At 38.3% G+C, this 15,981-nt stretch carries 13 protein-coding genes and 1 tRNA gene; 11 read left to right on the forward strand and 3 right to left on the reverse strand.

The window, feature by feature from the left end:
- Positions 1 to 124 precede the first annotated feature (124 nt).
- From H5090_RS02955 to H5090_RS02965, 3 genes are all read left to right on the forward strand, one after another.
- Entirely contained in the window at positions 125 to 1,681 is a 1,557-nt protein-coding gene (locus H5090_RS02955; protein WP_024596640.1) for a SulP family inorganic anion transporter, read from the forward strand.
- Between the two features lie 249 nt (positions 1,682 to 1,930).
- On the forward strand, positions 1,931 to 3,007 hold the full coding sequence (locus H5090_RS02960) for a sensor histidine kinase (RefSeq protein ID WP_024596641.1): 1,077 nt from the start codon (positions 1,931 to 1,933) through the stop codon (positions 3,005 to 3,007).
- Positions 3,000 to 3,824: a LytTR family DNA-binding domain-containing protein gene (locus H5090_RS02965; protein WP_024596642.1), complete on the forward strand. Its 825-nt coding sequence runs from the start codon at positions 3,000 to 3,002 to the stop codon at positions 3,822 to 3,824. Before H5090_RS02960 ends, H5090_RS02965 begins: the two co-directional genes overlap by 8 nt.
- 276 nt (positions 3,825 to 4,100) lie before the next feature.
- On the opposite strand, the gene pyk is transcribed toward H5090_RS02965, so the two are convergent.
- The gene (pyk, locus tag H5090_RS02970) at positions 4,101 to 5,537 is read right to left on the reverse strand and encodes a pyruvate kinase (RefSeq protein WP_024596643.1); all 1,437 of its coding nucleotides are present in this window, start codon (positions 5,535 to 5,537) and stop codon (positions 4,101 to 4,103) included.
- A gap of 377 nt (positions 5,538 to 5,914) precedes the next feature.
- On the opposite strand from pyk, the gene gndA reads away from it, so the two are divergent.
- Positions 5,915 to 7,288: an NADP-dependent phosphogluconate dehydrogenase gene (gene gndA, locus H5090_RS02975; protein WP_024596644.1), complete on the forward strand. Its 1,374-nt coding sequence runs from the start codon at positions 5,915 to 5,917 to the stop codon at positions 7,286 to 7,288.
- A gap of 68 nt (positions 7,289 to 7,356) precedes the next feature.
- On the opposite strand, the gene ansA is transcribed toward gndA, so the two are convergent.
- Positions 7,357 to 8,367, reverse strand: a complete 1,011-nt coding sequence (gene ansA / locus H5090_RS02980; RefSeq protein ID WP_002962901.1) for an asparaginase — start codon at positions 8,365 to 8,367, stop codon at positions 7,357 to 7,359.
- 82 nt (positions 8,368 to 8,449) lie between these two features.
- Positions 8,450 to 10,315 (reverse strand): signal peptide peptidase SppA, encoded by a 1,866-nt coding sequence (gene sppA, locus H5090_RS02985; protein ID WP_182694995.1) that lies wholly within the window; start codon positions 10,313 to 10,315, stop codon positions 8,450 to 8,452.
- A gap of 219 nt (positions 10,316 to 10,534) precedes the next feature.
- Here sppA and H5090_RS02990 point away from each other — a divergent pair, with 219 nt between their 5' ends.
- The 7 genes from H5090_RS02990 to H5090_RS03020 all read left to right on the forward strand — a co-directional run bounded on the left by H5090_RS02990 (position 10,535) and on the right by H5090_RS03020 (position 15,893).
- On the forward strand, positions 10,535 to 12,496 hold the full coding sequence (locus tag H5090_RS02990; RefSeq protein WP_182694996.1) for an FAD-dependent oxidoreductase: 1,962 nt from the start codon (positions 10,535 to 10,537) through the stop codon (positions 12,494 to 12,496).
- A gap of 93 nt (positions 12,497 to 12,589) precedes the next feature.
- Entirely contained in the window at positions 12,590 to 13,273 is a 684-nt protein-coding gene (locus H5090_RS02995; protein WP_182694997.1) for a DoxX family protein, read from the forward strand.
- A 126-nt stretch (positions 13,274 to 13,399) separates the two neighbouring features.
- Entirely contained in the window at positions 13,400 to 13,948 is a 549-nt protein-coding gene (locus H5090_RS03000; RefSeq protein WP_138489000.1) for an NAD(P)H nitroreductase, read from the forward strand.
- A gap of 203 nt (positions 13,949 to 14,151) precedes the next feature.
- Positions 14,152 to 14,529, forward strand: coding sequence for a hypothetical protein (locus tag H5090_RS03005; protein WP_024596649.1), 378 nt, complete (start codon positions 14,152 to 14,154; stop codon positions 14,527 to 14,529).
- 144 nt (positions 14,530 to 14,673) lie between these two features.
- A tRNA-Ser gene (locus H5090_RS03010) sits at positions 14,674 to 14,764 on the forward strand.
- 52 nt (positions 14,765 to 14,816) lie between these two features.
- Positions 14,817 to 15,203, forward strand: coding sequence for a hypothetical protein (locus tag H5090_RS03015; protein WP_024597253.1), 387 nt, complete (start codon positions 14,817 to 14,819; stop codon positions 15,201 to 15,203).
- 69 nt (positions 15,204 to 15,272) lie between these two features.
- Positions 15,273 to 15,893 (forward strand): FKBP-type peptidyl-prolyl cis-trans isomerase, encoded by a 621-nt coding sequence (locus H5090_RS03020; RefSeq protein ID WP_002962890.1) that lies wholly within the window; start codon positions 15,273 to 15,275, stop codon positions 15,891 to 15,893.
- Positions 15,894 to 15,981: the final 88 nt, after the last annotated feature.

Below are 15,981 nucleotides of genomic sequence, written 5' to 3' on the forward strand. Positions count from 1 at the left end.
CTTCTTTTAAAAGCTAAACCATTTTTAGTTTAGCTTAACCACATAATGATAATTGTTAACTGAGCGCTAATTTGGTAGAATTTAGCGCTTTTTTTGATACCCATTACACCATTTGAGGACCTCAATGTTTAACTTACTCAGTAGGGCGCCTAGCTCTGCTAAAAACGATATTCTATCTGGATTAACTGTGGCGTTAGCCTTAGTCCCAGAAGCAGTTGCGTTTGCCTTTGTTGCAAATGTAGAACCTTTGGTTGGTCTATATGCCGCGTTTATCGTTGGTTTAATTACGGCTATTTTTGGTGGTCGCCCTGGTATGATTTCAGGTGCAACCGGTGCACTAGCTGTTGTCATGGTAAGTTTAGTGCTTGATCACGGTGTTGAGTATCTATTTGCAACTGTGTTGCTGATGGGAATACTGCAAATTCTCGCGGGTGTATTTAAGCTCGGTAAGTTTATCCGTATGGTTCCTCATCCGGTAATGCTTGGTTTTGTAAACGGGTTAGCAATTGTTATATTTTTAGCTCAGCTAGGGCAGTTTAAAGTGCCAGATGGTATGGGCGGACAAGAATGGATGACAGGTAATCCATTATTTATCATGCTTGGCTTAGTTGCATTAACCATGGCAATAATCCACTTTTTGCCAAAATTGACTACAGCAGTGCCTTCATCTCTAGTTGCTATTGTAACTGTAACTGGATTAGTGATTGGATTTGATTTAGAAGCGCATACAGTATTAGATTTCTTAAAAGGAATGACTGGAGACGAAGCTGCAACAATCGCTGGCGGCTTGCCTGAATTTCATATTCCTATGGTGCCGTTTACTTTCGAAACGCTACAAATTATTTTTCCTTATGCACTTATTTTAGCGGCTATTGGTTTAATTGAATCATTATTAACGCTTAGCTTAATTGATGAGATTACAGAAACCCGTGGTCATAGTAATAAAGAATGTATTGGTCAAGGTGCTGCAAATATTACCTGCGGTATGTTTGGTGCAATGGGTGGTTGTGCAATGATTGGTCAATCAATGATCAATATAAATTCAGGTGGTCGCTCTCGTTTATCAGGTATAAGCGCTGCACTTATGCTACTTGGTTTTATTATTTTTGCCTCTAGCTTAATTGAAATGATCCCATTAGCTGCACTTGTTGGTGTTATGTTTATGGTAGTACTTGGTACATTTGAATGGGCAAGCTTTAAAATGATGAAGCGCGTACCATTATCTGATGCATTTGTAATTGTTCTTGTGTCGGGCGTGACGGTTATTACTGATTTAGCGATTGCTGTATGTGTGGGTGTTATTGTATCGGCTCTAGTATTTGCTTGGCAGCATGCGAAGCAGATATATACAACTAACTACATTGATCAGGAAGGCGCTAAGGTGTACGAACTACATGGTCCGTTATTCTTTGGCTCTGTTAAAAACTTTTCTGAGCTATTCGATGTGAAAAATGATCCTAAAAATGTGATTGTTGAATTTAAACACAGCCGCGTATCTGACCACAGTGCAATAGAAGCAATTGATACACTTGCTGACAAATACACAAAAGCAGGTAAACAACTTCATTTACGTCACTTAAGTAAAGACTGTACGCAGTTGCTTCATAAAGCACGTGATTTAGTTGAAGTGAATGTGATTGAAGATCCAACGTACAAGGTAGCATCAGATAAACTAGCTTAATTTACACAAAGCTATTGATATTTAAAAAGCGGAAGGTGGATAACCTTTCGCTTTTTTAGTGTCTCGACTATTTGTTTGCGGTAAGACTCTTAAAAAGCAAGGCAAGCTGTAGTGCTATGCAAACTCATAAATCTATATAATAAGGCTATCTAATTTTGTGAAAATTAGCCCTACATAGGTAAAAATAATAAAAATAACAAACGCCTATTTTATGGAATTAGTTTTAACCATACGGAGTAAACATCTATTTTGAACTGGCAATCTTTAGTCGATAACAGGCAACGTTTTTTTTGGCTTTTGCAAATCGCGGGCTGGATTGGTTACGCGTTAGTAAATTATATCGGCTCTAAAGTATTTGAAATGCGTGATATATATGTATTTGTTATTTTATTGAATGCTTACGCTGGTTGTTTGATGACAGTGCCGCTTAGGTATATTTACCGTAAAATTTGGAATGCCTCGCCCTGGGTGTTAATGATTGTAGTATTTGGTGCCTCTTATATAACGGGCACTCTATGGGCTGTCGTTCAAAAATTCAATCTATGGGAAATATATCGCCATGGTTATAGACCAGAGGAGTGGTTTTATTACCTGCAGCAAGGTTTAGATTCGGTTTATATTATTTTATGTTGGAGTGGTTTGTACTTTGGCGTTAAATATTATCAGTTATTACAAAGTGAGCGACAAAAAGCGTTAAAGGCCACAACGATGGCACACGAAGCGCAACTAAAAATGCTCAGGTATCAGCTCAACCCCCATTTTCTATTCAATACACTTAACGCTATTTCTACTTTAATTTTGGTTAAAGAAAACAAAGATGCTAACTTAATGGTAGCAAGGTTAAGTGACTTTTTACGTTACACACTTAATACCGATCCAATTAAAAAAGTACCGCTTGAGCAAGAGCTACATGCTCTCATGCTTTATTTAGAAATAGAGCGCGTCCGTTTTGATGAGCGATTGAAAGTAAATGTAGATATTAGCGAGCAAGCAAAAGAGGCTTTAGTACCGAGCTTAATTTTGCAACCAATTATAGAAAACGCGATTAAATATGCCATTGCCCATCTGACAGAAGGTGGTGTAATTGATATTAAAGCACAAGTATTTGCGAATGAATTATTACTAGAAGTGGGTGACAACGGCCCAGGCACTGAAATACTTGATGGCCAATTAGTTAACGCTCAAGGTGTAGGTGTTGCTAACACCAAAGATAGATTAAAAACGTTGTATGAAAATAATTATTCGTTTGTATTATCACATAATACGCCAAGTGGATTAAAAGTTAATCTGCGAGTACCTTTTGAGAAGGCTGTGAAAAATGACTAAAATAAAAACACTCATTGTTGATGATGAACCGTTAGCGCGAAAAGGTTTAGCGGTAAGACTTGAAGAATATTCTGATATTGAAGTAATTAAATTGTGTAGTTCAGGCGCTGATGCAATTGAAATGTGCCAAAGCGAGAAAATCGATTTGGTTTTTTTAGATATTCAGATGCCAGGTATGAATGGCTTTGAGGTGGCAAGAGCGCTTAGCGAAAGTACAAAAGTACTACCTGCTATTGTATTTGTAACTGCTTTTGATCAGTTTGCTGTAAAAGCATTTGAAATTCATGCTCTCGATTACATTTTAAAACCCGTTGATGATAACAGATTAAAACAGGCGGTAGAAAAAGTGCATACTTATTTAAAAACGCAGCAAGACAACGCCCATAAGAAAAAACTAGCGAGTTTTGTAGCCGGTATTACTGGTAATAATTGCGAAGAAATATTAAAAAAATTAGCCACTGGCGATACCTTAACAGATAGACGTTACCCAGAATCGCTTGCAGTAAAAGAGCAGGGTGAAATTATACGGGTACCTGTAGCGACTATCCAATGGGTTGATGCTGCAGGTGACTATATGTGTTTACATTGTGAAGATGGACAAACGCATATACTTCGTAAAACAATGAAAGAGCTTGAGCAAGAGCTAGACCCTCAGTTATTTGTGCGTGTACACCGCAGTGCGATAGTAAACACAAAACAAATTAGTAAGCTGGTTACACAAGTAAGTGGCGAGTATTTATTAGTACTTGAAAACGGACAAGAATTAAAAGTGAGCCGTAGCTATCGAGATAAGGTTAAAGCGGCATTAGCAAGTTAAAGCCAACGCTTTTATTACAGGTACAAAAAATGCGAGCTAAGCTCGCATTTTTTATATTTAGTAATTACACCAATCCGCAACAATACTTAGTTATTTTGCGGGGCTAACGTGTCGCTACCTGTGTTAAAAAATTCTCATTTACGACTGCATGGATGCAGAAGGTAGAGCAATGCAGGAGCAATTGCCGAGAACAACTAAATAGCGATTTTTTGAATAGCTATCAACACGTTTTTCTATCCTCAAAATAGATCACTTAATTAAGCGAATTGGTATTAATTATGCGACAGTTACAATTTTCATTGTGTTAGTTGCGCCCACAGTTTCCATTGAGTCACCGTGAGTAATAATTACTGTATCGCCAGACTGTAAAGAACCTTGAGAAACTAAAGTATCAAGTGCCGCTTTTACCATACCGTCTTTTTCAGTTTTTGTAGAATCAAAAAATACTGGGTAAACACCACGATAAAGTGCTGTTTGACCTAATGTACTCGCATGGCGTGAAAGCGAGTAGATTGGTAAGCCAGAGCTGATACGTGACATTAATTTAGCCGTGCTACCAGATTCAGTAAGCGTGATGATAGCTTTAACAGAATCTAAGTGATTAGCTGCATACATAGCAGAAAGTGCAATAGATTCTGCATTGTTAGAAAAACGACTATCTAAACGATGCTTAGAAACATGCGTTTCTTTTTGAGATTCAGCACCTAAACAAACACGTGCCATAGTTGCAACAGTTTCTTCAGGGTAATCACCAGCAGCTGTTTCAGCTGAAAGCATTACAGCATCTGTTCCATCAAGAACAGCATTTGCAACATCCATAACTTCTGCACGTGTAGGCATAGGGTTATCGATCATCGATTCCATCATTTGCGTTGCTGTTACTACAGTACGGTTTAATGAACGAGCACGACGAATAATTAGTTTTTGCTTGCCCATAAGAGCTGCATCACCAATTTCAACACCTAAATCACCACGGGCAACCATTACAGCGTCAGACGCTAGAATGATGTCATCAACAGCTTCTTGTGTTTCAACGGCTTCAGCACGTTCAATTTTTGCAAGTAGTTGTGCTTTTGAACCAGCAGCTTCAGCAAGTGAGCGTACGTAGCGCATATCGTCGCCACTACGTGGGAATGATACGGCAATGTAATCTACGTCAATTTCAGCGGCAGTTATTAAATCTTCTTTATCTTTTTCAGTAAATGCTGGAGCAGTTAAGCCACCACCTAAACGGTTAATACCTTTATTGTTAGATAAAACACCGCCAACAGTTACAGTACAATGTACTAAGTGCCCAGCTACTTCATCAACAGTTAGTTGAATAAGGCCGTCATTTAGGAGTAGTAAGTCGTTAGGGCTAACGTCGTTAGGTAATTCTTTATAATCAATACCTACAGAGTTAACATCGCCTTCGCCTTTTTCCATTTTTGCATCAAGAGTGAACTTTGCACCCACAGAAAGCGTTACTTTACCTTCTTTAAAAGTAGAAACGCGGATTTTAGGGCCTTGAAGGTCAGCAAGAATAGCAATATGCTTGCCTAATTTTTTTGCAATATCGCGTACAGCTTGCGCACGGTCTTTATGATCTTGGGCAACACCATGTGAGAAGTTTAAACGTACTACATTAGCCCCAGCGATAATAATTTTTTCTAAGTTGTTATCTCTATCGGTAGCAGGTCCAAGGGTAGCGACTATTTTCGTGCGTCTTAGCATCAATTTCTCCTGTTTGCTTGGTGAAAGCATGTTGACGTTATTTTGTTGAATTAAAATATCTATATTAGATTAAAATATTTTAATTATGTGCAAACTTCAAAGGTTTGCCACTATTTTATACAAAACTATTGTGTCATCATTATGACACCGGTGTCAGAATGCGTCAATGATCTTAATTTCAATTAGCGTTGCTTTTAGTCACCCCGAGAGCATTGATGTTTGATATAATTACGTAGCTTATTTATCTGTAATAAAAAAGCATGTTGTATGGGCTCATAGTTAGTATTTTATGACTGTATGAGTATAATGCACGCGGTATTATTTAATTTATACACTGAATTTTCTAACCAAATAGTTGTTACCGAGGAGGACACTAGATGCAAGTTGCATTAGTAGGGTTAGGCGTTATGGGAAAAAATCTTGCCCTAAACTTGATTGAAAAAGGGATAACGCTAGTCGCTTATGATAAAAACCCACATGCGGGTGAAGAGTTACTAAGTTGTGCCAAATCACAAGGCATGGCTGATAGGCTTCACATTGTCTCTGATTTAAGTGACATGGTAAGGCGTTTAGAGGCACCTCGTTCTATTTTATTACTTGTTCCAGCTGGTGAGTTAGTTGATACAGTTTGTAATGAACTTGTAGAGGCCGGCGTTAATTGTAACGATATGATAGTCGATTGCGGCAATAGTAATTATAAAGACGGTATAACGCGTAAACTCAAATACCAAAATAAATTTGAATTTGCCACTATGGGAATTTCTGGCGGTGCAGAAGGCGCTCGCCATGGTCCTGCAATGATGGCAAGTGGTTCTGAAGGTGGTTGGGAACGTATTGAGCCATGGTTTGAAAAAGTAGCTGCTAGCTATAATGGCGATTCATGTTTTGCACGTGTTGGCCAATCAGCAAGTGGTCATTTTGTAAAAATGGTTCACAACGGTATTGAATACGCACTGATGCAACTTATTGCAGAAGTGTACCAATTACTTCGTTTAGGTACTAATCGTTCTCCAAAAGAAGTAGCTGAGATATTTAATGACTGGTCAGAAGGTCAATTAAATAGTTACTTACTGTCTATTTCTAGCCATATATTGTCACTTGAAAATCATAATAATGTACCGCTTGCGGACTTAATTGATAATAAAGTTGGCGCTAAAGGCACTGGTCTTTGGACTGCGCAAAATGCACTCGAACTTGGTATTGCTGTCCCTTCACTTGTTGCTGCTGTTCAAGCTCGTCATTTAACTAATGCATGCAACACAACGGCTGCACAAGAGATGACATATGCATCTAAATCAACGAACAATGTTGAAATTGATTTAGAAGAGCTAAAAGATGCGTTCTTACTTGCAAGCTTACTTGCGTATCGTCAAGGTCTAGCGCTAATTAAAGGTGCATCACGTACTCATCAGTGGAAAGTAGATTTATCTAAAACGCTTCAAACGTGGCGCGCTGGTTGTATAATTCGTGCTGACTACCTTGATAGCGTTGCACAAGGTGTTGAATTTATTGACACTCTTGAAAAAGAGTCTAACTCTTTGCGAAAAATTACCGGTCAAGCAATAATGACTGGTTTAGCATTCCCTGTATTGGGAGCTACACAAACGTATTTAGCAACATTAACTACACCGAGTAATGGGCATTTAGTTCAAGCCCAGCGTGATTACTTTGGTGAGCACGGCATAAAAACCCACAGTGGTGAAATGTGTCATTTAACTGATTTAGTAGATATAGACGCTAAAGTTAGATAAAAAACAGTTGTTTAAAACGATAAAGGCACGCTATTTAGCGTGCCTTTTGTATTTTTACAGGCTAAAAATTAACGGCTCAACTCACCACGTAAGTTATCTTGCATTAAATGACGAATCGTTTCGACTTCAAGCTTTTGGCTAAATAAATAATGTAACTTAGTTAAACATGCTTCAAGAGTCATATCGTACCCACTTATTACACCAATATTTAATAGCGCATTACCTGTTGCATAGCCACCCATGTTTACATGACCTTTTAAACACTGAGTTAAGTTAACAATTACGACGCCACGTTTACTTGCTTCTTCGAGTATTGACAAAAAGCTCGGATCTTGTGGTGCATTACCTACACCAAAACTCAGTAGCACCAGTGATTTAATATTGCCATTGACCAAGCTTTTAACTACCTCTTGGCTAATGCCAGGGTACAAATAAAGCACCCCGATAGGTTGAGGTGTAATAGGTGTAACTTGCAGCTCATTTTCAACATATGGGCTAAGCTGACCCTTAATAAGTTGAATATTAATACCCGATAACGCGAGAGGGTCTAGATTCGGCGAGGCAAAAGCATTAAACCCATCCGCGTGTGCTTTAGTTGCTCTATTACCTCTAAACAGTTGGTTATTAAAAAAGAGACTTACTTCAGCAATAGGATAATTTGCAGCTAAATACATGGCATTAAGTAAGTTTACTTGGCCATCAGAACGTAATTGTGAGAGCGGAATTTGTGAGCCGGTTACAATCACAGGTTTAGTCAAATTTTCGAACATAAATGACAGCGCTGAGGCTGTATACGCCATAGTATCAGTGCCATGGAGCACCACAAAACCATCATAATCTTGGTATTTATCTTTGATATCATTAGCAATGAGTTGCCAATGCTCTGGAGACATGTCTGAAGAATCTATAAGAGGGCAGTATTCGTGAATATCAAACAAAGGCATTTCATCACGATTAAATTCTGCGTTATTCACTACGGTTTCTGTTAAAAAACCTTCAGCTGGAATATAGCCTCGACTCGATTTTTTCATACCTATAGTACCGCCAGTATAAGCGATATAAATGCGTTTACGTTTCATAAAAAAAGCCCAGTAAAAAAACTGGGCCTAGTATAACGTTAAGCAGCTTTAAATACAGCTGATTAGGTGAAGCTATGCACTTTTATTGTGCAACGTTACACACTAAACAGCGTGCGTATACACCTTGTGGATCGTTGTAATCTTTAAGGTTTTCAACTTCAGTACTTAATTGGTTAATAACACTTCGTAAATTAGCTTGTGTTGCTAGCACAGATGTTTTTTGTGTTTGCAAACCAAGCATAGATTTAATAGACGCATTACCAAAAATGTTTTGAATCATTTTTTCTTGCGAGCTTAAATCTTGTTTAATAGTTTTAACTTCATAATGATTAAGCTTGGCAAGTGCAGCAGCGGCTTCAATCGCACCTTGTTTGTCGCCTAGCTTATCAACCAAACCTAGTTCAAGTGCTTGAGATGCAATCCATACGCGGCCTTGGGCAATTTTGTCAACTTGCTCAGGCGTCATATTACGCGCATCAGCAACAACATTTAAAAAGCGACCGTATGCTTCCTCAACGTTCATTTGAATTACTTGACCCATCTTTTCATTTAGTGGACGAGTGATAGAAAAGCCAGCCATTTCGGTTGTTGCAACGCCATCTGAATAAACACCAATTTTCGATAAGGTTTTCTCAAATGTCATAAACGTACCAAATACACCAATTGAGCCTGTAATTGTACTTGGTGCTGCCCAAATTTCGTTTGCAGCAGAGGCAATCCAATAACCACCTGATGCAGCCACAGAACTCATTGAAGCAATAACAGGTTTACCAGCAGCCTTAAGGGCTAATACTTCAGCACGAATAACTTCAGAGGCAAACATACTACCGCCACCAGAGTCTATACGTAGTACAACCGCTTTAACTTTATCATCTAGGCGTGCTTTACGAAGTAGGGCAGCTGTAGAGTCACCCCCAATTTCGCCTGCTTTACGCTCACCATCAACAATCGTACCTTTAGCAACAACTACCGCTACTTTTTCGGTAATAGGGTTATCAATTTCAATAGGCGGTTTAATTAAGCTTAAGTATTCACGAAATGAAACTTGCTTAAATGTCTTACCATCTTCTTGTGTGCCTACTAAATCAATTAATTGTTTACGAACTTGCTGATTTGTTTTTAAAGAGTCAACCCACTGGTGATCAAGTGCATATTTACCTGCATCGCCATCGGCAGCTTTCATTTTTTCTAGATATACGTCCATTGTTTCGTCAAAATTTGACTCATCAAACGGGCGAACAGCGGCAACATCTTGTTTGTATTCGCTCCAAAGAGCGCCTAACCAAACGCGGTTAGCTTCTTTAGCTGCATCGGACATGTCGTTACGAATAAAAGGTTCTACTGCTGACTTAAATGTACCAACACGGAAAATATGCTGCGTTACTTCAAGCTTTTCAAGTGCATCTTTAAAGTAAAGCGGGTACATGCCATAACCTTCAATACCTACGCTGCCGTATGGGTGCATAGCTATTTCGTCAGCATGCGATGCAATATAGTATTGTGCTTGAGTATAGTAATAACCCGATGCAATTACTTTTTTGCCAGCTTGCTTGAAGGCATCAATAGCCTTTGTAATTTGCTTAAGTTTATTTAAATGTGCTTTAGGCATCTCTTGTAAATCAAGCAATATCACCGAGATACGATCGTCTTTAGTCGCTTCGTTTATTACTTCAACAATATCGTCGAGTAATATTTCGCTTGGTGCTTCAGAACCAGAAGTTGCATCACTAATTGCGGCTTCAACTGGGTCTATATATGTTTTCTCTTCAACAATAGGGCCATTTAAGTTAAGCCTGAGTACAGAGCCATTTTCAACTATTATTTGATCATCGTCACTTGAGAGTGACACAAAGAAAACAATTACCAGTAATAAAAACAAAATGTTTAGTATTAAGCGACGAGAAAAATTAATTCCAGCCCAAATACCTTTAAATACCTTTGCTATCAAAATAGCTCCTTAATTTGGTACAGTTAATACATTAGTTCCATCTTAGCCTAGAATAAAAATAAATTTAACTGCTAAATCGTAACGAAGTGTTTATGAACCTATATAAACGTAAGTTTTTACTGCTATTTTTAATTAAATGCATGCACATATTGCTTATTACTTGCCATTAAAGCAGAATTAGCTAATGTATACAGGTTAGACCAGTTAACGGGGCACAAGATGTTAGAACAACAATTACAACTAAAACACACACAATTACGTAACCGCTTGGTTATGGGCTCAATGCATACAGGCCTTGAAGAGGGCTGGCATAACCGCAAACGCTTACGTGCATTTTATGAAGCACGTGCAAAAGGTGGCACCGCGATGTTAATTACAGGCGGATACAGCCCTAATTTACGTGGCAAGCTAACACCTATTTCTTCCTCATTTAATAGTTATTACGATGTGTTTAAGCATCGCGCTTACACAGATGCTGTGCATAAACACGGTGGAAAAATTTGTTTGCAATTATTACATGCTGGACGTTATGCATACCATCCTTTCAATCAAGCACCAAGTGCAATAAAAGCACCTATTAATCCTTATAAACCTAAAGCGATGTCGCTTGGCTCGATTAAAAAAACAATTAAAGACTTTGCGCATTCTGCCTATATGGCTGAAAAAGCCGGCTACGATGGCGTAGAAGTCATGGGTTCTGAAGGGTATTTGATTAATGAGTTTATGGCGCCTCATACCAATAAACGCGATGATGAGTTTGGTGGCAGCTTAGAAAATAGAATGCGACTTGCACTTGAAATAGTTAAAGCTGTAAGAGCAAAAGTATCTGAAAAATTCTTAATTATTTTTAGATTGTCGGTCATTGATTTGATTCCAAACGGTTCAACACCAGAGGAAGTTGTTATTCAGGCTACCGAACTTGAAAAAGCGGGTGTTGATATATTTAACACTGGTATTGGTTGGCACGAAGCGCGTGTACCAACTATTGCGAGTATGGTGCCACCGGGTGCATTTAAAGAAGCATCAAAGCGTTTAAAAGACGTAGTTAATGTCCCTGTGATTGCTGTTAACCGAATTAATACTCCAGAAGTTGCTAACGATATTTTAAATGCAGGCGAGGCTGATTTAATTTCGATGGCACGTCCATTATTAGCTGATCCTGAGTTTTTTAATAAGTACGTAAACAATCAATCTAAACAAATCAATATTTGTATTGGCTGTAACCAGGGTTGTCTAGATCACGTATTTAAAAATAAACGTGCTACGTGTTTAGTTAATCCACAAGCTGCATTTGAGCTAGATTACCCGCTAGAGCAAGCAGCTAAAGCTAAAAATGTATTAGTTGTCGGTGCAGGTCCTGCTGGTTTATCAGCAAGTTGTTACTTGGCTCAAAAAGGGCATAACGTCACGTTAATTGATCAAAAATCGCAAATGGGCGGTCAATTTAATTTAGCCATGCAAATACCGGGTAAAGAAGACTTTAACCATACACTTACTTACTTCACTAATGAGCTCGAGCGATTAAAAGTAACTGTGGAGCTTAGTAAAGCTTACGACGATTCAATGCTTAAAGATTATGATGATATTGTTTTTGCAACAGGCGTTAGGCCGCGTGAAGCCTCTATTAAATGTAGTGATGATAAGCGTGTGTTTGCTTATGACGAAGTCATACGCGGCGAAGTAGAACTGGGCAAATCAATCGCTATTTTAGGTGCTGGCGGTATTGGTTTTGATATGGTTGCTTTTTTAAGTGAACATAAATCACAATCTATTAGCGAGTTTAAAACGCAATGGGGGATTGAGTGTGATGCACAACCTCATAAAGACGAGCGCCAATTGTATATGTTAAAACGCAGTTCGGGTCGTTTTGGTAGTGAGCTTGGTAAAACCACTGGTTGGATACATCGCCAAGTTGCTAAACAGCATGGTGTTAAACAAATTGCTGACTGCCAATATCAAAGTTTTGATAAGAATGGGTTAACAATTAATGTTGCTGGAGAAGTTCAAGTACTGCCGGTAGATACTGTTATTGCGTGTATTGGTCAGGTTTCTAATAGCGAAGTGCTAGAAGGTTACACAGATAACGCAAAAGTGCATGTGATAGGCGGAGCTAAATTGGCTGCTGCAATTGATGCTAAACGCGCTATTTTTGAAGCTCTACAAGTGGCGAGAAGTATTTAACCTTTGTAAATAAATTGAAATAGTTTATCAATCTATACGGTCTTTTTTGTTTATAGTCTATAACTTAATAAACATTGAACACACAGGATACGCATGAATAAACTAATCAGTTTTTATAACACAATATTGGGTAAACTATCGTTTTTAGATGGTTTACCTGCTTTACTATTTCGATTAATTTTAGCTCCCGTTATGATCATCGCAGGTTATAACAAACTTGCTATAAGTACTGAAACAGAAGGCTTTCTAAATAACTTTTTAGCATCGCCTGATGTCGTTCAATGGTTTGGTAATAGTGAATGGGGTTTAGGCTTACCGTTTCCTGATTTACTAGCCTTCTTAGCTGGATGGAGTGAATTTTTAGGTGGTTGGTTGTTATTATTTGGCCTTTTAACTCGCTTAGTCAGTATCCCGCTTATGTTCACAATGGTTGTAGCGGCTACTTCAGTACATTGGCATAACGGGTGGTTTGCAATAGCGCCGACTAATCCAGAAACAAGTGCTGCGCAAGTACTTGATTGGTTATCTATCCCAGGTGCAAAAGAAAGCCTCGAAAACTCATTAGAAGTACAAGACAGGATAGGAAAAATTCGAGACTTAGTTGAAGAGCACGGCTTTCCTGATTACCTATACGAAAAAGGCAAACCCTCTATTTTAAATAATGGTATAGAGTTTTCGGCAATATACTTTGCAATGCTCCTTAGCTTATTTTTTATGGGAGGAGGGCGCTTTGTTAGTATCGATTACTGGTTAAAGCGAAATATTTTAAATCAATAGCGCTAAACCTATTTAAAAAGGCCGCATAAATCCATTTTGTGCGGCTGTTTTACGTTTTAGACTCCCAGTATTTATTTATTAAGGTTTTAAATGTTACTCTAGCGTTTTGAATTTTGAGGAATCGTTATGAACGCTATCGAGCTTTTACTTACTCGTCAATCAGACTCTAAACTAACAGAGCCGGGCCCTACGCCTGAGCAGCTCGACATAATTAAGCAAGCAGCATTACGTGTTCCTGATCATGGCTGTATAGCACCGTGGCAGTTCATCATTGCTCAAGGTGATGCACGCAATAAACTGGGTGAAATTTACCATCAAAGTGCAGTGGCAGAGCAACAGACAGAAAAAGTAATTAACCGTGCTAAAGAGCTTCCCCTTCGTGCGCCTATGATTGTAATAGCAATTGCTAAATATCAAGAACACCCAAAAGTTCCTCGTATCGAGCAGGTACAAAGTGCAGGCTGCAGTGTATTAGCAATGCAACAAGCTGCATTTGCTCAAGGTTTAGGTGGTGTTTGGCGCACAGGTTACTTTGCACAAAGTAGAGCAGTCAAAAAAGCGCTTAACTTACATGAGCAAGATGAAATTGTAGGGTACTTATACATAGGTACTCCTCAAGTTGAGTGTAAAAAGTCACCTCGCCATAAACCAGAACATTATTTTAGTAATTTGTGAAATAGTATGAACTTTATGCAATTTGCATAGTCATAATTCATTAAGGTTACTAAGAGTAATATAAAAGAGTTAGTGGTTTGGCTGTGAGAAGCGCTTGGAAGCACAAAAGTTAATAATTCTTCTTCAGTTTGTTTTTTAATCGGTTGTTTTTTGATACATTATGGAAAGTCTTAATAAAAATAACGATAAAGAAGACGAAAACAATGGGAAATTTATTTTTACAGGAAAAAGAAAACTGGCTTGCGTGGTCAATTTGGGGAATTGTTGGTGCTTTTGTAACCTTGTATGTTGCAATGAGTACAAATGCAGCGCATTTTATAGCAGGCTCTGCAATAGGTATGCTAATACTGTTAACTTTGTGGATGCAACAGTCTAAACGTTTTGACTTTGGACGGGCATTTAAAGTGTGTTGTTATGTTTTAGCGCTAAGTGTACTCCCCGCTTTTATGTTTGTAATAGTGCCAAGTGATGATTTAAATCGATTTGACTTAATTTTTCAAAGTGTAACATTCGCGGCATTGAGTTTATTGGCTTGTTTAATTTGTTCTTGGATTGCTCGCAGGCCTAAACAATATTATTGAGTATTGAATTAATAAGCGTGTTGAAGTAATTAGCTTAACAAAAGAGCAATGTGACTTGTTTTTAATCGTTTAATTATTATTTACGATTAATTTATATTTAGCTCTTTACAAGTAACACGTTTAACCATATTATTCGCGCCGTACGGAGAGATGGCAGAGTGGTCGAATGCACCGGTCTTGAAAACCGGCATGGGTTTATAGCCCATCTAGGGTTCAAATCCCTATCTCTCCACCATTATTAAAAAAACCGCCTTATAGGCGGTTTTTTGCTTTGTGGAGTTTAATTAATGACTAAAGCAACGAACCTATCAACCTCACAGCTATTAATAAAACATCTTTTATTATGGGTGGTATTTGGTTACTGCTATCAAAGTGCTATTAGCTTGTTGGCAAAAATGGCGGTCGACGCACAGCCAGAATATCCATTAATTACCGCTTTTGCTTATGGTCTTGGTTTTAATATTTTGGCTGCCCATCTTATTACTAAATATGATAAACATTGGCCAGTAATTGGCTCTGCTTTTATTGGTTTAGTAGGCTTAGTTGCAGTGCCATTTTTATTGTCTGGTGAATCTGGATTATTAGCTATTCCTTTACTTGTTGGAATTTTATTCACTTTACCGCTTTGTAGTTATATTGTTGGCCTAATTAAGCTAAAACTCAGCAAAAACTAGCCCCAAACGGGGTTTATTTTGTGATAGCATATACGTGTCTTTTAACTAACAAAACGTGAAAAACACATTATGTCAGATAATTTTACTACAGATGCTGAAAAAGCAAGTTACGGTATTGGCTTACAAATGGGTGAGCAACTTAAGTCTAATCCTTTTGAAGGCTTAAACCTAAATTCAGTATTTGAAGGCATGAAAGATGCGTACGCTGGTAGCGCATTTCAAGTTGAGATCCCTGAGATTCAAGCTGCATTCGAAAAGATTAACGAAGAGATCCAAGCTCGTCGTGAAGAAGAATCTAAAGTACTTTCTGCCGAAGGTATTGCATTCTTAGAAGAAAACGCAAAACGTCCTGAAATCACAGTAACTGAGTCTGGTCTTCAATACGAAGTACTAGCGACTGGCGAAGGCGAAAAGCCAACAGCTGAGTCTACAGTACGTGTTGATTACCACGGTACACTAATTAACGGTACTGTGTTTGATAGCTCATACGAGCGCGGTCAACCAGCTGAATTTCCAGTTGGTGGCGTGATCAAAGGCTGGACTGAAGCATTACAAATGATGCCTGTAGGTACTAAATGGCGTATCTACGTTCCTCATGAGCTTGCTTATGGTGAACGTGGCGCAGGTGCTGCAATCGCACCTTTCTCAACGCTTGTATTTGACGTTGAACTACACGAAATCATTTCTTAATTTAAATAAATTTTAAAATTAAGAGTTTAAAAAGCCGTATTCAATCTGAATACGGCTTTTTTGTGTCTGTAATCTAAGTGTTTTATAC

The sequence above is a fragment of the Pseudoalteromonas sp. SR43-5 genome (assembly GCF_014163835.1).
Classification (GTDB): domain Bacteria; phylum Pseudomonadota; class Gammaproteobacteria; order Enterobacterales; family Alteromonadaceae; genus Pseudoalteromonas; species Pseudoalteromonas distincta.